Source organism: Pseudonocardia thermophila (genome assembly GCF_900142365.1).
Classification (GTDB): domain Bacteria; phylum Actinomycetota; class Actinomycetes; order Mycobacteriales; family Pseudonocardiaceae; genus Pseudonocardia; species Pseudonocardia thermophila.
Map to the genome: position 1 here is coordinate 46,027 of NZ_FRAP01000014.1, position 16,799 is coordinate 62,825.

The following is a 16,799-nucleotide window of genomic DNA, read 5'->3' on the forward strand; positions in this document are numbered from 1 at the left end:
ACAAACCTCGGACGAAGGAGTCGCGATGGCCACGGCACCCACTCCCGACGATCGGTTCAGCTTCGGCCTCTGGACGGTCGGCTGGCCCGCCCGCGACCCGTTCGGCGAGGCGACCCGGCCACCGCTCGACCCGGTCGAGGCGGTGCACCGGCTCGCTGATCTCGGCGCCTACGGCATCACGTTCCACGACGACGACCTACTGCCCCCGGGCATCGACCGAGCCGCCGTGCTCGCCCGGTTCCGCGCCGCGCTGGACGCGACCGGGCTCGTCGTGCCGATGATGACGACGAACCTGTTCACCCATCCGGTGTTCAAGGACGGCGCGTTCACCTCGAACGACCGCGGGGTGCGCCGCTACGCGATCCGCAAGACCGTCCGGAACCTGGACCTCGCCGCCGAGCTGGGCGCGTCGACCTACGTGTTCTGGGGCGGCCGGGAGGGCGCGGAGGTCGACTCCGGCAAGGACATCGCCGCCGCGCTGGACCGCTACCGCGAGGCCATCGACACGCTCGCCGCGTACGTCAAGGAGCAGGGCTACCGCATCCGGTTCGCGCTCGAGCCCAAGCCGAACGAGCCGCGCGGGGACATCCTGCTGCCGACCGTCGGGCACGCGCTCGCGTTCATCGCGACCCTGGAGCACGGCGACATCGTGGGCGTGAACCCCGAGGTCGGCCACGAGCAGATGGCCGGGCTGAACTACACCGCCGGGATCGCGCAGGCGCTGTGGGCGGGTAAGCTCTTCCACGTCGACCTGAACGGGCAGCGCGGCATCAAGTACGACCAGGACCTGGTGTTCGGCCACGGCGACCTGCTCTCCGCGTTCGCCACCGTCGACCTGCTGGAGAACGGCGGCTACGACGGGCCGCGGCACTTCGACTACAAACCGCTGCGCACCGAGGACATCGACGGGGTGTGGGCGTCGGCCGCGGCGAACATGCGCACGTACCTGCTGCTCAAGGAGCGGGTGGCGGCGTTCCGGGCCGATCCCGAGGTGGCCGAGGCGATGGCCGTGGCCGGGGTGGGCGAGCTGGCCCGGCCCACGCTGGGCCCCGGCGAGACGCTCGCGGACCTGCTCGCCGACCGCTCGACGTTCGAGGACTACGACCCGGACGAGGCGGGCGAGCGCGGCTACGGCTACGTGCGGCTCAACCAGCTCGCGGTGGAGCACCTCATGGGGGCGCGGTGACGGAGCTCGTGACCGCACCATCGGCCCGGCCGCTCGTGGCGGGCGTCGACTCGTCGACGCAGTCCTGCACGGTCGTGGTGCGCAATGCCGAGACCGGCGCTCTGGTGCGCTGCGGGCGGGCGCCGCACCCGCCGGGCACGGAGGTGGACCCGGCGGCCTGGTGGGCCGCGCTGCAGTCCGCGATCGCGGCCGCGGGCGGGCTCGCCGACGTGGCCGCGATCGCCGTCGCCGCCCAGCAGCACGGCATGGTGTGCCTCGACGCCGACGGCGAGGTGGTGCGCCCGGCGCTGCTGTGGAACGACACCCGCTCGGCGGAGGAGACCGCCCAGCTGGTCGAGGAGTACGGCGCCCAGGCCTGGGCCGAGGCGACCGGCAGCCTGCCGGTGCCGTCGTTCACGGTGACGAAGCTGCGCTGGCTGGCCGTGCACGAGCCGGAGAACGCGGCCCGCACGGCGGCGGTCTGCCTGCCGCACGACTGGCTGACCTGGAAGCTGCGCGGCACCGGCTCGCTCGACGACCTGGTGACCGACCGCGGCGACGCGTCCGGCACCGGCTACTTCTCCCCCACCACGGGCGCGTACCTGCCGGAGCTGCTGAGGCTGGGGCTCGGCCGCTCGGACGTCGTGCTGCCGCGAGTGCTCGCACCGGGCGAGGCCGCGGGCACCACGCCGTCCGGCGTCGTGCTGGGCCCGGGCACCGGCGACAACGCGGGCGCCGCGCTCGGGCTCGGCGCCGGTCCGGGTGATGTGGTGGTGTCGCTGGGCACCTCGGGCGTCGTGTCGGCGGTGAGCACCGTGGCGACCGCGGACCCGACCGGGATCATCGCCGGGTTCGCGTCGGCGACCGGGGAGTACCTGCCGCTGGTGTGCACGCTGAACGCCGCCCGGGTGCTCGACGCGGCGTGCGCGCTGCTCGGCGTCGACCACGCCGAGCTGGCCCGGCTGGCGCTGGCCGCCCCGGCGGGCGCGGACGGGCTGGTGCTCGTGCCGTACCTCGAGGGCGAACGGACGCCGAACCGGCCCGACGCGACCGGGGCGCTGCACGGCCTCACGCTGGCCACGTCGACACCGCAGCACCTGGCGCGGGCGTACGTCGAGGGGCTGCTGAGCGGGCTGGCCGATGCGCTCGACGCGCTGGTGGCCGCGGACGTGCCGGTGGAGCGGGTCTTCCTGGTGGGTGGCGGCGCCCGGTCGGACGCGGTCGCCGCGATCGCCCCGGCGGTGTTCGGCACCCCGGTGCTGCGGCCGACGCCCGGCGAGTACGTGGCCGACGGCGCCGCGAAGCAGGCCGCGTGGGTGCTCACCGGCGCCGACGGCCCGCCGGAGTGGCCGGCCGCGGACACCGAGCTGTTCACCGCGGAGCCCACCCCGGCTGTGCGGGAGCGGTACGCGGCGGTCCGCGACCTGACCGCGCGCCGGCTGCGGTGATCGCCCCGGCAGGGCACCGCACGGTCCGCCGGCACAACCTGGCGCTCGTGCTGGGCTGCGTCGCGGAGGCGGAGCCGCTGTCCCGGGCGCGGGTGGCGGAGCGGACCGGGCTCACCCGCGGCACTGTGTCGTCGCTGGTGGACGAGCTGATCACGGCCGGGCTGGTGACCGAGCTGGCGGCTGAACGCGGCGGGCCCGGCCGGCCCGCCGCGCCGCTGCAGCTCAACCGCAACGGGCCGGCGGGGCTGGGACTGGAGCTGGGTGTGGACCGGCTGGGGGCGTGCGTCGTCGACCTGACCGGAGCGGTGCGCGCGCAGCGGATCGTGCCGTCGGAGCACGTCGACGCCGACCCGGAGGGCGTGCTCGACGCGCTGGCCGAGCTGGCCGCGGCGGTGCGGGCGGAGGCGGCGCTGCCGATCGCGGGTGCCCACCTGGCCGTGCCCGGCATCGTCGGGGAGAGCGCGATCGTGCGGCTGCCCAACCTGTCGCGGTGGGCCGGGGTGGACGCGGCCGGTGGGCTGGCCGCGCGGCTGGGTTGCGCGACGGGGATCGCGAACGAGGCCGACCTCGCCGCGCTCGCCGAGCTGTGGTTCGGCCGGACGCCGGCGGACTTCCTCTACGCCTCGATCGGGATCGGCATCGGCGCGGGTGTGGTCATCGGCGGCGAACTGTTTCGCGGGCCGGGCGGACGGGCGGGCGAGCTCGGGCACATGGTCGTCGAGCCGGGCGGGCCGCCGTGCCGGTGCGGAGGTCGCGGCTGCCTGGAGCGGCTGGTCGATCTGCGCGACCTCGACCGGTCGGCGCGGGCCCTGGGCGCCGCGCTGACCGGCGCGGTCGCGCTGCTCGACGTGCGCACGATCGTGCTGGGCGGGCTCGACCCGGCCGTGGCCGAACCGCTGCGGGCCGCGGTCGCCGCGGAGCTGGCGGAGCTCGATCCCCCGGTCACGGTCACGGTGAGCGACCCGGGTGCGGGCGGTGCGCTGCGCGGGGCGGCCGCGACGGTCGTGCGAGCGGTGATCAGGAGCCCGGACGGGGGTCGCTGACCTGGCGCGTCGGGGGTGGCTGGATGATCTTGCAGGAAATCACTTTCCTGCCGCTTCCTGGCGAGGAAGTGGCGTTCCTGCACCTCGCCCACCTGCCACCCCCACGGAGCACTCAGGCCCTGGGCAGAACCGTGATCGTCGTCGCGGTGATGGTGGTGCCGGACGCGGCGCCGCTGATCGCGACGACGTCCCCGACGGCCGGCTTCGGGCTCACCGAGCCCGTGTTGACGGTGGCGACGAGCCCGTTCGCCGTCGTGACGGTCGCGGTGTCGCCGTTCACCGCGGTCACCGTGCCGACGAACCGGGTCTGCGGCACCCAGATCGAGACCGCGGTGGCGGAGTCGCCGCTGCCGTCGACGACGACCACGACCCGCTGGCCGGGCTTCACGTCGGACACCGAGCGTCCGCCGGGGCCGGCGACCCGGGTGCGGTCGTCGGTGCGCAGGGTGCGTGGCGCAGCACCGTCGGGCGTGACGACGAGCGTGCCGTCCCCGACGGAGTCGACGGTGCCCAGCACCAGCGGCCCGCGGGTGCCGAAGGAGATCCCCGGACCGCGGCCCGGGCCGCGGTCGAGCTCGCGGTCGGGGCCGGACCAGCGGTCGGGCCGGCCGGGCGGGGTGTCGACCCACGGCGGCCCGTCCCAGGGTTCGCGGGCGTCGAGGTGGATCACGCCGGGAGCGTCGGTGTGCGCGGGCCGGGAGAACAGCAGCGCGCCGGCGACCCCGCCGACGACGAACAGGGCCAGCCCGCCGAGCGCGAGCAGCACGAGCGAGCGGGTGGGCCGCCGGCGCCGCTTCGGAGGCGGCGGCGGGTGCTCGGCGGGAGCGGGGGTGGTGGGCGGCTCCGTAGTGCTCATGCCCTCCAATCTCGGAGCGGTTCCTGAACGGACCCTGAAGGCGCAGGGACTCTTCAGCTGATCTTCAGCTTCGGCCGCGAAAGCGCGCCGACAATGGCGGCATGGACGCGCGGGTGCTGGTGGTGGAGGACGCGGAGGCGATCCGCACCGCCGTCGTCGCCGGCCTCAGCGCGGCCGGCTACGGGGCCGCCGGGCGCCCGGACGGGCGCACCCTCGAGGACGACCTGGTGGCGTTCCGGCCCGATCTCGTCGTGCTCGACGTGATGCTGCCCGGCCGGGACGGGTTCGCGCTGCTCGACGTGGTGCGCCGCACCAGCGGCGCGGGCGTGGTGATGCTGACGGCGCGGGACGCCGTCGACGACCGGTTGCGCGGCCTGCACGGCGGCGCCGACGACTACGTGGTCAAGCCGTTCGTGCTCGCCGAGCTGGTGGCGCGGGTGACCGCGGTGCTGCGGCGCATGGGCCGCACCCCGTCGACCGTCGAGATCGGGGACCTGCTGATCGACGCGGCCGCCGGCGAGGTGCGCCGCCGCGGCGCACCGGTCGAGCTGACCGCGACCGAGCTGAAGCTGCTGGAGTACCTGGCGGCGCAGCGCGGCCGGGTGGTGAGCAAGGGCCAGATCCTCACCGGCGTGTGGGGCTACACCGACTACGACCCGAACCTGGTGGAGGTGCACGTGTCGGCGCTGCGCCGCAAGCTGGGCGAGCCGCGGCTGCTGCACACCGTGCGCGGCCTCGGGTACGTGCTGCGGGCCGACCAGACGTGATGAGGTGCCTGCCGTGATGTCGTTGCGGGCCCGGGTCACGGTGTCGTCGATGGTCGTGCTGGCCGCGGTGCTGGTGGCGGTCACGGTGCTCACCGAGGTCGTGTTCGTGGCGCAGAGCAACGCCGATCTGCGCGCCGCCGTGTCCGCGCGGGCGGCGCTGGCCGCGGAGCTGGCCGGGCAGGGAGTGGGCGACGCCGAGATCGCCCGGCAGGTGTCCGCCCCGGGGATCCGGGTGATCCTGCTGGAGCCCGGTGACCGCGCCCCGCTGCGGCCGCCGGAGCCGCGCCGGCGCGGACCGGCCGACCAGATCATCGACCAGCCGCTGCCGGACGGATCGCGGCTGCTGCTCATCGGCGAGGCCGGGCCGGTCTCCTCCGCGCAGGAGCGGCTGCGCCGCATCCTCGTGCTGCTGGCGCTAGCAGCGCTGGCCGTCGCCGGATTCGTGACGCTGTGGACGACGAAGCTGGCGCTCAGGCCGCTCGACACGATGACCGCCCTCGCCCGGTCCATCGCGCGCGGCGACCGCGGCCGCCGGCTGGCGCCCGTGCGCACCGACACCGAGCTGGGCCGCACCGCCGCCGCGTTCGACGACATGCTCGACGCGCTGGAGCGCTCGGAGGCCGCCGCCGTCGCGTCGGAGGCGCGCACCCGGCAGTTCGTCGCCGACGCGGCGCACGAGCTGCGCACCCCGCTCGCCGGGATGCACGCCGTCGTCGAGGCGGTGATGGATCCAGCGCTGCCCGCCGACCAGCGCGAACAGCTGCACCTGCTGCTGCTGCGGGAGAGCCGGCGCGCCGGCCGGCTCGTGGAGGACCTGCTCGCGCTCGCCCGCATCGACGCCGGCATCGAGCTGCAGCGGGAACCCGTGGACCTGCTGGAGCTGGCCCGGGCCGAGATCGACCGGGCCCGGCTGCTCGACCCCGATCGCCCGATCACCCTCGACGGGTCCTCGTCGGTGGTCGACGGCGATCCGGCCCGGCTGGCGCAGGTGCTGGCGAACCTGCTGGACAACGCGCGCAAGCACACCCCGCCCCGGACCCCCGTCGCCGTGCACGTCGGGGACGGACGGTTGCGGGTGACCGATCGGGGACCGGGGATCCCCGCCGCCGATCGGGAGCGGATCTTCGACCGGCTGGTGCGGCTGGACACCGCCCGCACCGCAGGCGGTGCCGGCCTCGGACTGGCCATCGCGCGCGGCATCGCCCGCGCGCACGGCGGCGACCTGCGCTGCCTGGAGCCCGCGAGCGGGACGGGCGCGGTGTTCGAGCTGTCCCTCCCCGTGCGGGACGCAGCCGCTCAGTCGTCGTCCTCGGCGGGCGTGACCTTGCGGACGTAGAGCAGCCGGTCGCCGCGCTCCAGCGCGTCGACCCGGGGCGAGTCGACCCGGTAGAGCTGGTCGCCGCGCACCACCGCCAAGACGATGTCCGACAGGTGCCGCGGCGAGCCGCCGATCTCGGTCTCGTCGACCTCCCGCTCGCTGATCGCGAACCCGGCCTCCGGCGTGAGCAGGTCCTCGATCACCTCGACGACGGCCGGGGTCGTGGTGGCGGCGCCGAGCAGCCGACCGGCCGTCTCCGCCGAGACGATCACCGAGTTCGCGCCGGACTGGCGCAGCAGGTGGACATTCTCCGACTCCCGCACCGACGCCACGATGCGGACGTTCGGGGCCAGCTCGCGGGCGGTGAGGGTGACCAGCACGGCGGTGTCGTCGCGGTTGGTGGCCACGACGAGGGCCTTGGCCTTCTGCACGCCGGCGATGCGCAGGACGCTGGAGCGCGTCGCGTTGCCGGTGACCGTGACCAGCCCGAGCGCGGACGCGGCGTCGAGCTGGGCGCGATCGGTGTCGACGACGACGATGTCCGCGGGATCGGTCCCGTCACCGAGGAGGGTGTCGACGGCAGCCCGCCCCTTGGTGCCGTAGCCGACGACGACCGTGTGGTTGCGCACGCGTGTCCTCCAGCGCTGGATGCGGAAGCTCTGCCGGGAGCGCTCGGTGAGCAGCTCGACCGTGGTGCCGACGAAGGTGATCAGGAAGATCAGCCGGAGCGGGGTGACGAACACCGTTGTCATGAACCGGGCGGTGTCCGTGACCGGGACGATGTCGCCGTAGCCGGTCGTGGAGACCGAGACGGTCGCGTAGTAGAAGGCGTCGAGCAGGCTGATGCCGTCGTCGTTGTTGGCGTCCTTGTAGCCGTCGCCGCCGAAGTAGACGATCAGCGCGGTGGCGACCAGCGCACCTACGGCGATCGCGAACCGCCGGAGCAGCGCCTCCACCGGGGTGAGGTGCGTGTCCGGCATCCGGATCGGCCCGGCGAGCGCCGGGTCCGCGAACGGTCGGCGATCACGCCGAGCTCTCCTCACGGCGCGTGACGATAGCCCTCCTGCGACGCGGACCTGCGGGAAGGCCGCGCCGTGCGCACCCGGCCGGGGACGGGCTAGCGTCCAGCCATGGCGCGCTACGCGATCCTCGTCCGCGGCATCAACGTCGGCACGGCCAAGCGCGTGGCCATGGCCGATCTCCGCGCGGTCCTCGAAGAGAGCGGCTTCTCCGCCGTACGGACCCACCTCAACAGCGGCAACGCCGTCGGCACCGGGAACGACGGCCTCGATCCCGCCGAGGCCGGCGCCCGGGTCGAGGAGGCCCTCGCCGCGCGCACCGGGGTGAGCGCCCGGACGCTGGTGCTCACCGCCGGGCAGCTGCGCACCATCGCGGCCGGGCTGCCCTACGCGGCCGAGATGGCTGCGGTCGAGAAGGCCGGCTCGCGGATGATGGCCCACGTCCTGTTCGCCGATCCCGATCCGGCGCTGCTGGCCGAGCACGACCTCACCGCGATCGACCCGGGGAACGTGCAGCTCGGCGAGCGGGTCGTCTACCAGTGGTGCCCGAACGGCCTGCTGGAGAGCCCGGACGTGTCCGGCTGGATCACCAAGAACCTGCACGTCGAGGTCACCACCCGCAACTGGAACACGATCGCGAAGCTGGCCGACCTCCTCTGATCACCCGGTGGGCACCGACTCCAGCAGCCTGCGCAGGCCGTCGGCGTCCAGCAGATCGGCCGGGCGCAGCGTGACGTTCTGGCGGACGAAGTGGAACGCCGCCCGCACCTTCTCCAGCGGGCAGTCCGTCAGCTCCGCCCACGCCAGCCGGTACGCCGCGAGCTGCACGGCCAGCGCCGGCATGCTCGCCTCGTCCGGCAGCGCACCGGTCTTCCAGTCGACGACCGTGTACCCGCCGTCGGGATCGGCGAAGACGGCGTCCATCCGCCCGCGCACCGCCACCCCGGCCACGACGGTCTCGAACGGCACCTCGTGCTCGACCGGTCGCCGCTCCGCCCACTCCGAGCGAAGGAACGACTCCTGCAGCTCCTCCAGGGCGTCGTCGGACGCCGCGCCCTCGTCCGCGGCACCGGGCAGCTCGTCGATGTCGAGCAGCTGGGCCGCGCCGAACCGCTGCTCCAGCCACGCGTGGAACGCGGTGCCGCGGCGGGCGTGGGGGTTCGGCGGCAGCGGCAGCGGGCGGCGCAGCCGTGCGGCCAACCCCGCTGGGTCCGCGGCGAGGTCGACCAGCTGGCTCACCGACAGCTCCCGCGGCAGTTCGACGGTCGGCCGCGCGCGGGCCGCCGACCGTTCGGCCAGCAGCACCTCGACGTCGGCCAGCCAGCCCTCCGGGTCGTCCTCGAGCTCCCGGTCAGGTTCCGGCTCGCCGAGCAGGTCCAGCTGCGTGCCCGGCTCCCCGTCGGTGAAGCGGCGCTCGTCCAGCTCGCGCAGCGCGGCCCGCACGCGTTCGGCGCCCGCGTGCACGTCCGCGGACCGCTCACCCAGCGGGTCGCTCGGCCACACGCCGGACGGCGGGTCGACGGTCGCCGGGTTGACCTCGCCCTCCTCCGGCTCCGGCGCCCACTGCTCGGGCTCGTGGACTCTGGCCAGCTCCAGCAGGAACTCGGACGGCGTGCGCGGCCGGTCCCCGCTCGCGGGCCAGCGGTGGCCCGAGCACAGCAGTACCCGTTCTGCCCGGGTCAGGGCGACGTAGGCGAGGCGGCGCTCCTCGGTCCTGCGCCGTTCCTCCAGCGCGGCGTCGTGGGCGAGCAGCGCGGCCTCCATCTCCTTGCGGTCGCCGCCCTCGGGCAGCTCCAGCTGCGGCAGGTCGGCGCGGTCACCGCGCAGGGCCGTCGGCAGCTCGGTCGGGTTGGTGAGCCAGGTGCCGCTCAACCGCCGTCCGGGGAACACCCCGTCGACCAAGTGCGGCACCGCGACGACCTCCCACTCCAAACCCTTCGCGGCGTGCACGGTCAGCACCTGCACCCGGTCGGTGGCGATCTCCACCTCGCCCGGGGTGAGGCCGTCCTCGGCCCGCTCGGCGGTGTCGAGGTAGTCCAGCAGCGCCGGCAGGGTGGCCACCTCGGCGCCGGTGGCGAACTCGGCGACGACGTCGGCGAACTTGTCGAGGTGCGCCCGACCCACCGGCCCCGGCCGGGCCGCGGTCTCGACGTCGAGCAGCAGCACCCGCTCGGCGTCGGCGACCAGGTCGGTCAGCGGCGCCCCGGCCCGCGACCGCAGCCAGGCCAGCTCGCGGCCGAGCCGGGTGATGCGCGCGTACCCGGCCTCCGTGTACCGCTCGGGTGGGCCGGGATCGTCGATCGCGTCCACCAGCCCGGCCAGCTCGGCCTGCTCGCCCGGCAGCGCACCGAGCGCCAGCTCCTCAGGGGTGAGCGGGGCGCTGCGGGGCGGGAACGTCGGGGCGAGCTCGCGAGCGCGCTCCCACAGCGCGGCCAGGTCGGCGACGCCGAGCCGCCACCGCGCCCCGGTGAGCAGCCGCGCCGCGGCGGGCCCGGCGAGCGGGTCGGCGATCAGCCGCAGCGCGCACACCAGGTCACGCACCTCGGGGGTGTCGAGGAGCCCGCCCAGGCCCACGACCTCGACGGGAAGGCCGCGGGCGCGCAGGGCGCGCGCGATGTCGTCCATGTCGGCGCGTCGGCGCACCAGCACCGCCGACGTGGGCGGCGACGTGCCCTCGGCCACGGCGGTGCGCCAGTGCGCGGCGATGCCGTCGGCCAGCCACTCGATCTCGCTCGCGACGTCGGGCAGCAGCGCCACCCGCACATCGGCGTCGGGCACGTCGCGGCCGGCGCGCAGCTCGCCGACGTCGATCGCGTCGGGGGCGGCGCGCAGCGGCGCCGACACCGTGTTGGCCAGGTCGAGCACGGCCTCGGGGTTGCGGAAGCTGGTCAGCAGGCCGTACGAGTCGGCCGGGACGCCGTCCGCGACGGGGAAGTCGGTGCGGAACCGCGCCAGGTTGCCCGCACTGGCACCGCGCCAGCCGTAGATCGACTGGCAGGGGTCACCGACCGCGGTGACCGCGGGGTTGTCCGGGCGCACGGGGTCGCCGGGCCGCGTGCCGAACAGGGCCCGCAGCAGCACGCGCTGGGCGTACCCGGTGTCCTGGTACTCGTCGAGCAGCACCGCGCGGTACGTGGCCCGCTCGGCGGCGCCGACCTCGGGATGCGCGTCGGCGACGCGGGCGGCGATCGCGAGCTGATCGGAGAAGTCCACCGCGCGCTCGGCCCGTTTGCGCGCCGCGAACGCTTCCACCAGCGGCAGCAGCGCGGCTCGCTGGCGCTGCATGTCGATCCAGCGCCGGTAGCGCTGCGACGGCTCGGCCCGCTGCCCCTTCGCCCGCGGTGCGTTCGTCAGCTGCTCGATCAGGTGCTCGGCGTGGCGACGCACCTCCTCCGGATCGACGAGGTGCTCCCCCAGCTCACCGGCGAGCGCGAGCACCCGCTCGGTCACGGTGGCCGGCACGATGTCGAGATCCAGATCTTCGCCCCAGCTCGTGACGACGCGGTGGGCGAGCTGCCAGGCGGCCGTCTCCGTCAGCAGCCGGGCGGCGGGCTCAGCCGGCAGCCGCAGCGCGTGCTCGGCCACGAGCCGGCCCGCGTAGGCGTGGTAGGTCGAGATCGTCGGCTCGCCGGCGAGCAGCTGCGCCTTGCGGGCACCGGTCGGGTCCAGGTCGTCGAGCAGCCGGGACCCGGCCAGCCTGCGCAGCCGCGCCCGCACGCGCGCACCGAGCTGCTGCGCCGCCTTGCGGGTGAACGTCAGGCCCAGCACCTGCTCCGGGCGCACCGCCCCGGTCGCGACCAGCCAGACGACGCGGGCGGCCATCGTCTCGGTCTTGCCCGCGCCCGCCCCCGCGACCACCAGTGCCGGGCGCGCCGGCGCGGCGATCACCGCAGCCTGCTCGTCCGTGGGCGGCGGCAGGCCCAGCGCGCGGGCCAGCGCGTGGGGGGTCAGGTCCACCGGCCCGTTCTACACGGCGCACCCCGCCCGGATCGCGCAGGCACACCGGGGACGGTGAACCCGCTGCTCACGGCTGCGGCACGGCGCGGCCGGACTCGTTGACCGGGCAGCTGATGCGCACCGGGCAGCGATCGCAGTCCGGCCCGACGCGGGCGATGAACTGCTCCCCGGACGTCTCGGCCCCACACCGCAGCACCTCCTGCTCCCAGCGGGCCAGGTCGTCCTGCTCCAGCGGCGGCTGTTCCGGGTCCTTCGCCTCGCCACCCGCGCGCTGGTCGGCGACGTAGACCAGCCGCGCCCCGCCCGGCGGGCGGTCCCCGCCGAGCAGCTCGCGGAACGCGCCGAGCGCGGCGGCCAGCTGGTAGACCGCCAGCTGCGGGTGCTCGGCGACGGCCTGCTTGGACAGCGCAGCTCTGCCGGTCTTCACGTCGACGACGACGGGCCGGCCGCTGCGGTCGACCTCCAGCCGGTCGACCCGGCCGCGCAGCCGCAGCCGCGGCCCGACCTCCGGGGTGATGTCGACCTGGACCGGCTGCTCCACGGCGACCAGTCGGAGGCCGTCCTCGCGGCTGCTGCGCACCCAGCCGTCGAACGCGGCGAGCATGCTGCGCACCCGCTCCAGCTCACGCTTGGAGTACCAGGGCGCGCCTGCGTCGAGCCGCCGCCACGCCGCGGCGAGCGCGCCCTCCAGCTCGTGCTTCGCCGCCCCGTTCGCGCTGGCTTGCACGAGCGCGTGCACCAACGACCCGGTGACGGCCGACAGGGTGCCGACCTCGCCGCCGCCGTGTCGCTGCAGCACCCAGCGCAGCGGGCACCGCATGATCATCTCGACGTCGGACGGCGAGACCGGGGTGACCTCGCCGGGCGCCCGCAGCGGCTTCGTGCTCGACACCGGCAGCACCCCGTACCACTCGTCGGGGTGCGCACCCGGCACCCCGGCATCGGCGAGCCGGGCGAGCGCCCGCGCCGCGCGCTGCTGGCGGTCGGGCGGAGCGGTCGGGTCGCAGACCGCACGGCGCAGCTCCCCCACCAGCTCCGGCAGCACGAGCGAGCGGCCCGGCCGGGACACGGGGCGCTCGGCCTGGCCGGCCGGGATCGGGTCGAGCTCGTCGAGGAACCGCGACGGCTGCTCGTCCTCGCCCTGCACCCCGCTGACCAGCAGCGTGTGGCGGGCTCGCGAGCACGCCACGTAGAACAGCCGCCGCTCTTCGGCGAGCACCGGCGCGATCCGCGACACCGCGGGCGAATCCGGGTCGGCCACCCCGGACACCACGTCGACCAGCCGCTCGTTGCCCAGCAGGCTGCCGCGCAGCCGCAGGTCCGGCCAGGCCCCCTCCTGCACGCCGGGCACGGCGACGACCGTCCACTCCCGCCCGCGGGCCGCGTGCGCGGTGAGCAGCGAGACGGCCTCGCCCTGCGGGGCGCCCGGGGCGAGGGTGGTGCTGGGCAGGTCCTGGTCGGTCAGGTACTCGACGAACGACGCCAGGTCCGCGCCCGGCAGCCGGTCGGTGTAGCGGGCGGCCGCGTCGAACAGAGCCAGCACGGCGTCGAGATCGCGATCGGCCGCGGCGCCCACCGGGCCGCCGCGGGCGCTCGCGTCGGCCCAGCGCTGCGCCAGCCCGCTCGCCTGCCAGACCCGCCAGAGCACCTCCTCGGGCGTCTCGCCGTCGCGGGCGGCCTCCCCGGCGATCGCGAGCAGGGTGGCGACCCGGCGCAGCGGCGCGGTGTCGCTCTTCGGCAGCGCGGTGAGCGGATCGGGGCGGCCCGCCACGGCCGCGCGCAGCGCCTGCACCAGCAGCGGATCGGAGGTGAGCCGCTCGGCGCCCTCCGTCTCCGGGAACGGCTCGGTGCCGCCCTCGCCCAGCGCCGCGTGCAGCCGCAGCAGGCCGCGACGCAGCCGGCGCAGCCGCATCGGGTCGGCCGACCCCAGCGGCGAGGTGAGCAGCGCGGTGGCCGCGTCGGCGTCGATCTCCTGTGGTCGGGTGGCGAAGCGCAGCACCATCAGCAGCGGCACCACCGCGGGCTGGCGGGCCAGCGGCAGCTCGTCCGGCGGCGCGGCGATCGGCACCCCGGCGGCCAGCAGCGCCCGGCGCAGCGTGGGCAGCGACCGACGCGCGGACCGGGACAGGACCGCCATCTCCGACCACGGCACCCCGTCCTGCAGGTGGGCGCGGCGCAGCTGGTCGGCCACCCAGCCGGCCTCCTGGGCGGCCGAGGTGAACACGCGCACCTCGACCCGGCCGTCGGGCACGTCCAGATGCGGTGGCGGCATCCGCAGCCGGCCCTCGCCCGAGCCGGGGAGGCGAGCGGCCAGCCGCGCGCAGGCGGTGCGCACCGCCGCGCCGCCGCGGTGATCGACGGAGAGCACCACCGTGGGTGCCTCGATCGCCTGCATCCCCTCCGGGTCGGCGCCGCGGAAGGTGAGCACAGCCTGGTCGGGATCACCCGCGAGCAGGACGGTGGTGGCGGAGGCGCCGAGCACCCGCACCAGCTCCATCTGCTGCGGGTCGAGGTCCTGCGCGTCGTCGACCACGAGGTGGCGCACCCGCTCCCGCTCGGCGGCGAGCAGCTCCGGGTCGGCGGCCAGCGCGTCGAGCGCGGCGGCCACCAGCTCAGCGGCGTCGAGCGCGGGCGCGGTGGCCTGCGGGGCACCCCGGCCCGCGGCTCCGCGCAGCAGCGTGACCTGCTCGTACGTGCGGTAGAACCGGCCGGCGGCCCGCCATTCGTCGACGTCGAACCGCTCACCCAGCTCGTAGAGCTCCTCCGGGCCCAGCCCACGCTCCCCCGCGCGCAGCAGCAGCTCGCGCAGCTCGGCGGCGAACCCGGGCAGCGGCAGCGCCGGCATCAGCCGCTCCGGCCAGCCGGAGTGCGGCACCGCCTGCTCCACCTCCCCGGCGAGCAGATCGCGCACCACCGCGTCCTGCTCCGCGCTCGCGAGCAGCCGCGGCGGCGGATCGCCGTGGCGGGCGGCGTGCAGCCGCAGCACCCCGAACGCGTACGAGTGCACGGTGCGCACCAGCGGCTCGCGCGAGGTGCGCTGCGCAGCACTGGTGTCGCCGTGCACCAGCTCGCCGATGCGGGAGCGCAGCTCGTTCGCCGCCTGGCGGCTGCCGACGAGCACCAGCGTGCGGGTGGGGTCGTCGCCCGCCCGCAGCCGCCGCGCGACCGCCGCGACCAGCACCGTGGTCTTGCCCGTGCCCGGCCCGCCGAGCACGCGCAGCGGGCCCCGCTCGTGCTCGATCACCCGCCGGGCGGCGTCGTCCCACTCCGGCTCGGGCGCGGGCGGCCGAGGACGGCGCACCAGGCCGGGCGCGAGGGCGGCCGGCCCGGGAGGCGGGCGGTGGTCGGTGCGGGGCACGGCGATGATTCGACCACGGGGCACCGACAGAACCGTGCGGCGGCGGCGCCGTGGCACGATCACCGCGTGCCGCTGAACGTCGTCACCTTCGGTCCCGCGTCCGGCCGTCCGGTCTTCGCCCTGCACGGCGTCACCGGGCACGCACAGCGCTGGAAGGTGCTCGCCGCCGCCCTCCCCGACCTGCGCTGGCACGCCGTGGACCTGCGCGGACACGGCCACTCGCCGTGGCCCCCGCCGTGGAGCATCGAGCAGCACGTCGCCGACGCGCTCGCCGTGCTCGACTCGCTCGGCCTCGATCGCACCGCCGTCGTGGGCCACTCGTTCGGCGGCGCGATCGCGCTGCACCTGGCCCGCACGGCACCCGAACGCGTGGAGCGGCTGGTGCTGCTCGATCCCGCGCTGGGCCTCGATCCGCAGGACATGCTGGAGAGCGCGGAGAACACCCGCGCCGACGAGTCCTTCCCCGACCGGGCCGCGGCCCGGGCCGCCAAGGTCGAGGCGTGGGGGCCGGGCGTCCCGGACGAGCTGGTCGACGCCGAGCTGGACGCCCACCTCCACGAGGACGGGGGCCGCTGGCGCTACCGCTTCTGCCGCTCCGCCGTCGTCACGGCGTGGAGCGAGATGGCTCGCCCCGCGGTCGTCCCGCCGCCGGGCATCCCGACGCTGATCGTGCCGGCCAAGCACGCCGACTACGTCTCCCCGGACTGGCTGGCCGACTGCCGCGCCGCGGCCGGGGACGCGCTCACCGTCGTCGAGGTCGACTCAGGGCACATGGTGCACCTGGAGCGCACCGCCGAGGTCGCCGCGGCGGTCGGGCCGTTCCTCGCGGCCTGATGGCGCGCCTCGACGAGGAGACGGTCGAGCGGGTCCGCGCGGTCGTGCGGGAGATCCCGCCCGGCGAGACGGCGACGTACGGCGAGGTCGCCGAGCGCGCCGGCATCCCCGGCCGGGCGCGCCTGGTCGGTCGCATCCTCGCCGAGGACGGGCACGACGTGCCCTGGCACCGGGTGCTGCGCGCCGACGGGACGTGCGCCCCGCACATCGCGGCGGAGCAGAGCGCGCGGCTGCGGGCCGAGGGGATCCTGATGGTGGACGGGCGGCTGCCGAAGGAGCACCGCCGGCGCTGAGCGCGTGCGTCGGGAACCGGCGAAGCGTCCACGGAACCCCCCGCATGCCCGGCCGGCCCGCGAAGGTCGGCTGACCGACCGGTCAGACGCCGTCGGGCCGGAGGCCCCGGTACAGGTTCTCGAGCACCACGTCCAGGAGCTCGTCCGCCGGCCGGGCCACCCCCTTGGCCGCGAACAGGCCGTCCACGAGCAGGACGGCGAAGGCGCGCTGCGAGGCGGCCGCCAGCTCGTCGCCGCGCCGTTCGGTGACGAGCGGATGGGACAGCAGCCGGAACCGGTTCGGGTGTTCGCGGGCGAACTCGACGTAGGCAGCGCCGGCGGCCCGGAGCCGACGCGGACGCGGTCGCCCCGGTGGTGGACGGTGCCGAGCGCACGGTGCCCGGGGGTCGGTCCGGGGCGGGCCCTCGAGCGCACCGGCGGCACGAAGCGGCTGATCGTCGTGTCGGCGCTCGGCGGCCGCGGCAGCAGCGCACAGCAGACGCGGCTCGCCCGCTGGGGCTACCGCCGCGCCGTCGGCGGCGCGCGGTTCGCCGAGGTCGACCGGCAGGAGGAGCTGGTCACGGCGGCGGGCATCCCGGCGACCGTCGTGCGCCCGCCCCGGCTCGACGATCAGCCGACGAGCGGTCACCGCGTCATCACCGGAACCCACCGCTGAACCTGCGGATGCACCGGGCCGATCTCGCGCACTGCCTCGCCGACCTCGCGCTCGGCCCGGCACCGGCGGGAGTGCGCTACCTCACC

13 protein-coding genes and 1 pseudogene are annotated in these 16,799 nt (G+C 76.0%); 9 read left to right on the top strand and 5 right to left on the bottom strand.

Annotated features, from left to right (window positions below):
* Positions 1-25 precede the first annotated feature (25 nt).
* From xylA to BUE41_RS18185, 3 genes are read left to right on the top strand one after another with little or no spacing between them, the layout of a single operon-like run.
* Positions 26-1,186 carry a xylose isomerase gene (gene xylA, locus BUE41_RS18175; RefSeq protein ID WP_073458328.1) on the top strand — a complete coding sequence of 387 codons (1,161 nt, stop codon included), beginning with the start codon at positions 26-28 and terminating at the stop codon, positions 1,184-1,186.
* 8 nt (positions 1,187-1,194) lie between these two features.
* Entirely contained in the window at positions 1,195-2,613 is a 1,419-nt protein-coding gene (xylB, locus tag BUE41_RS18180; RefSeq protein ID WP_073458444.1) for a xylulokinase, read from the top strand.
* Entirely contained in the window at positions 2,610-3,656 is a 1,047-nt protein-coding gene (locus tag BUE41_RS18185) for an ROK family transcriptional regulator (protein ID WP_200803997.1), read from the top strand. Before xylB ends, BUE41_RS18185 begins: the two co-directional genes overlap by 4 nt.
* A 112-nt stretch (positions 3,657-3,768) precedes the next feature.
* Here the strand turns inward: BUE41_RS18185 and BUE41_RS18190 are convergent, their stop codons facing one another.
* Positions 3,769-4,512: a hypothetical protein gene (locus BUE41_RS18190; protein ID WP_073458329.1), complete on the bottom strand. Its 744-nt coding sequence runs from the start codon at positions 4,510-4,512 to the stop codon at positions 3,769-3,771.
* A 101-nt stretch (positions 4,513-4,613) separates the two neighbouring features.
* Here BUE41_RS18190 and BUE41_RS18195 point away from each other — a divergent pair, with 101 nt between their 5' ends.
* Both BUE41_RS18195 and BUE41_RS18200 read left to right on the top strand, forming a co-directional pair.
* Positions 4,614-5,279: a response regulator transcription factor gene (locus BUE41_RS18195; RefSeq protein ID WP_073458330.1), complete on the top strand. Its 666-nt coding sequence runs from the start codon at positions 4,614-4,616 to the stop codon at positions 5,277-5,279.
* A 16-nt stretch (positions 5,280-5,295) separates the two neighbouring features.
* The gene (locus BUE41_RS18200) at positions 5,296-6,615 is read left to right on the top strand and encodes a HAMP domain-containing sensor histidine kinase (RefSeq protein WP_073458446.1); all 1,320 of its coding nucleotides are present in this window, start codon (positions 5,296-5,298) and stop codon (positions 6,613-6,615) included.
* On the opposite strand, the gene BUE41_RS18205 is transcribed toward BUE41_RS18200, so the two are convergent.
* The gene (locus BUE41_RS18205; protein ID WP_084755317.1) at positions 6,576-7,577 is read right to left on the bottom strand and encodes a potassium channel family protein; all 1,002 of its coding nucleotides are present in this window, start codon (positions 7,575-7,577) and stop codon (positions 6,576-6,578) included. The two genes, BUE41_RS18200 and BUE41_RS18205, sit on opposite strands and share 40 nt — an antisense overlap.
* Positions 7,578-7,727: 150 nt before the next feature.
* Here BUE41_RS18205 and BUE41_RS18210 point away from each other — a divergent pair, with 150 nt between their 5' ends.
* Complete coding sequence (locus BUE41_RS18210; protein ID WP_073458332.1) at positions 7,728-8,276, top strand: DUF1697 domain-containing protein; 549 nt, start codon at positions 7,728-7,730, stop codon at positions 8,274-8,276.
* Here the strand turns inward: BUE41_RS18210 and BUE41_RS18215 are convergent, their stop codons facing one another.
* Both BUE41_RS18215 and BUE41_RS18220 read right to left on the bottom strand, forming a co-directional pair.
* On the bottom strand, positions 8,277-11,573 hold the full coding sequence (locus BUE41_RS18215) for an ATP-dependent helicase (RefSeq protein WP_073458333.1): 3,297 nt from the start codon (positions 11,571-11,573) through the stop codon (positions 8,277-8,279).
* Between the two features lie 67 nt (positions 11,574-11,640).
* A complete protein-coding gene (locus tag BUE41_RS18220; protein ID WP_327194774.1) occupies positions 11,641-14,955 on the bottom strand; it encodes an ATP-dependent helicase in 3,315 nt (1,104 codons plus the stop codon).
* Between the two features lie 42 nt (positions 14,956-14,997).
* Here BUE41_RS18220 and BUE41_RS31385 point away from each other — a divergent pair, with 42 nt between their 5' ends.
* Complete coding sequence (locus tag BUE41_RS31385) at positions 14,998-15,765, top strand: alpha/beta fold hydrolase (RefSeq protein ID WP_073458448.1); 768 nt, start codon at positions 14,998-15,000, stop codon at positions 15,763-15,765.
* On the top strand, positions 15,765-16,058 hold the full coding sequence (locus BUE41_RS18230) for an MGMT family protein (protein ID WP_073458334.1): 294 nt from the start codon (positions 15,765-15,767) through the stop codon (positions 16,056-16,058). Before BUE41_RS31385 ends, BUE41_RS18230 begins: the two co-directional genes overlap by 1 nt.
* Before the next feature lie 199 nt (positions 16,059-16,257).
* Here BUE41_RS18230 and BUE41_RS32955 read toward each other — a convergent pair.
* Positions 16,258-16,536: pseudogene (locus BUE41_RS32955) on the bottom strand (WHG domain-containing protein); the annotation flags it as partial.
* Between BUE41_RS32955 and BUE41_RS29775 the strand changes: the two are divergent.
* Positions 16,420-16,713: an NAD(P)H-binding protein gene (locus BUE41_RS29775; protein WP_159444930.1), complete on the top strand. Its 294-nt coding sequence runs from the start codon at positions 16,420-16,422 to the stop codon at positions 16,711-16,713. The pseudogene BUE41_RS32955 and the gene BUE41_RS29775 sit on opposite strands and share 117 nt — an antisense overlap.
* The last annotated feature ends 86 nt before the right edge of the window (positions 16,714-16,799 follow it).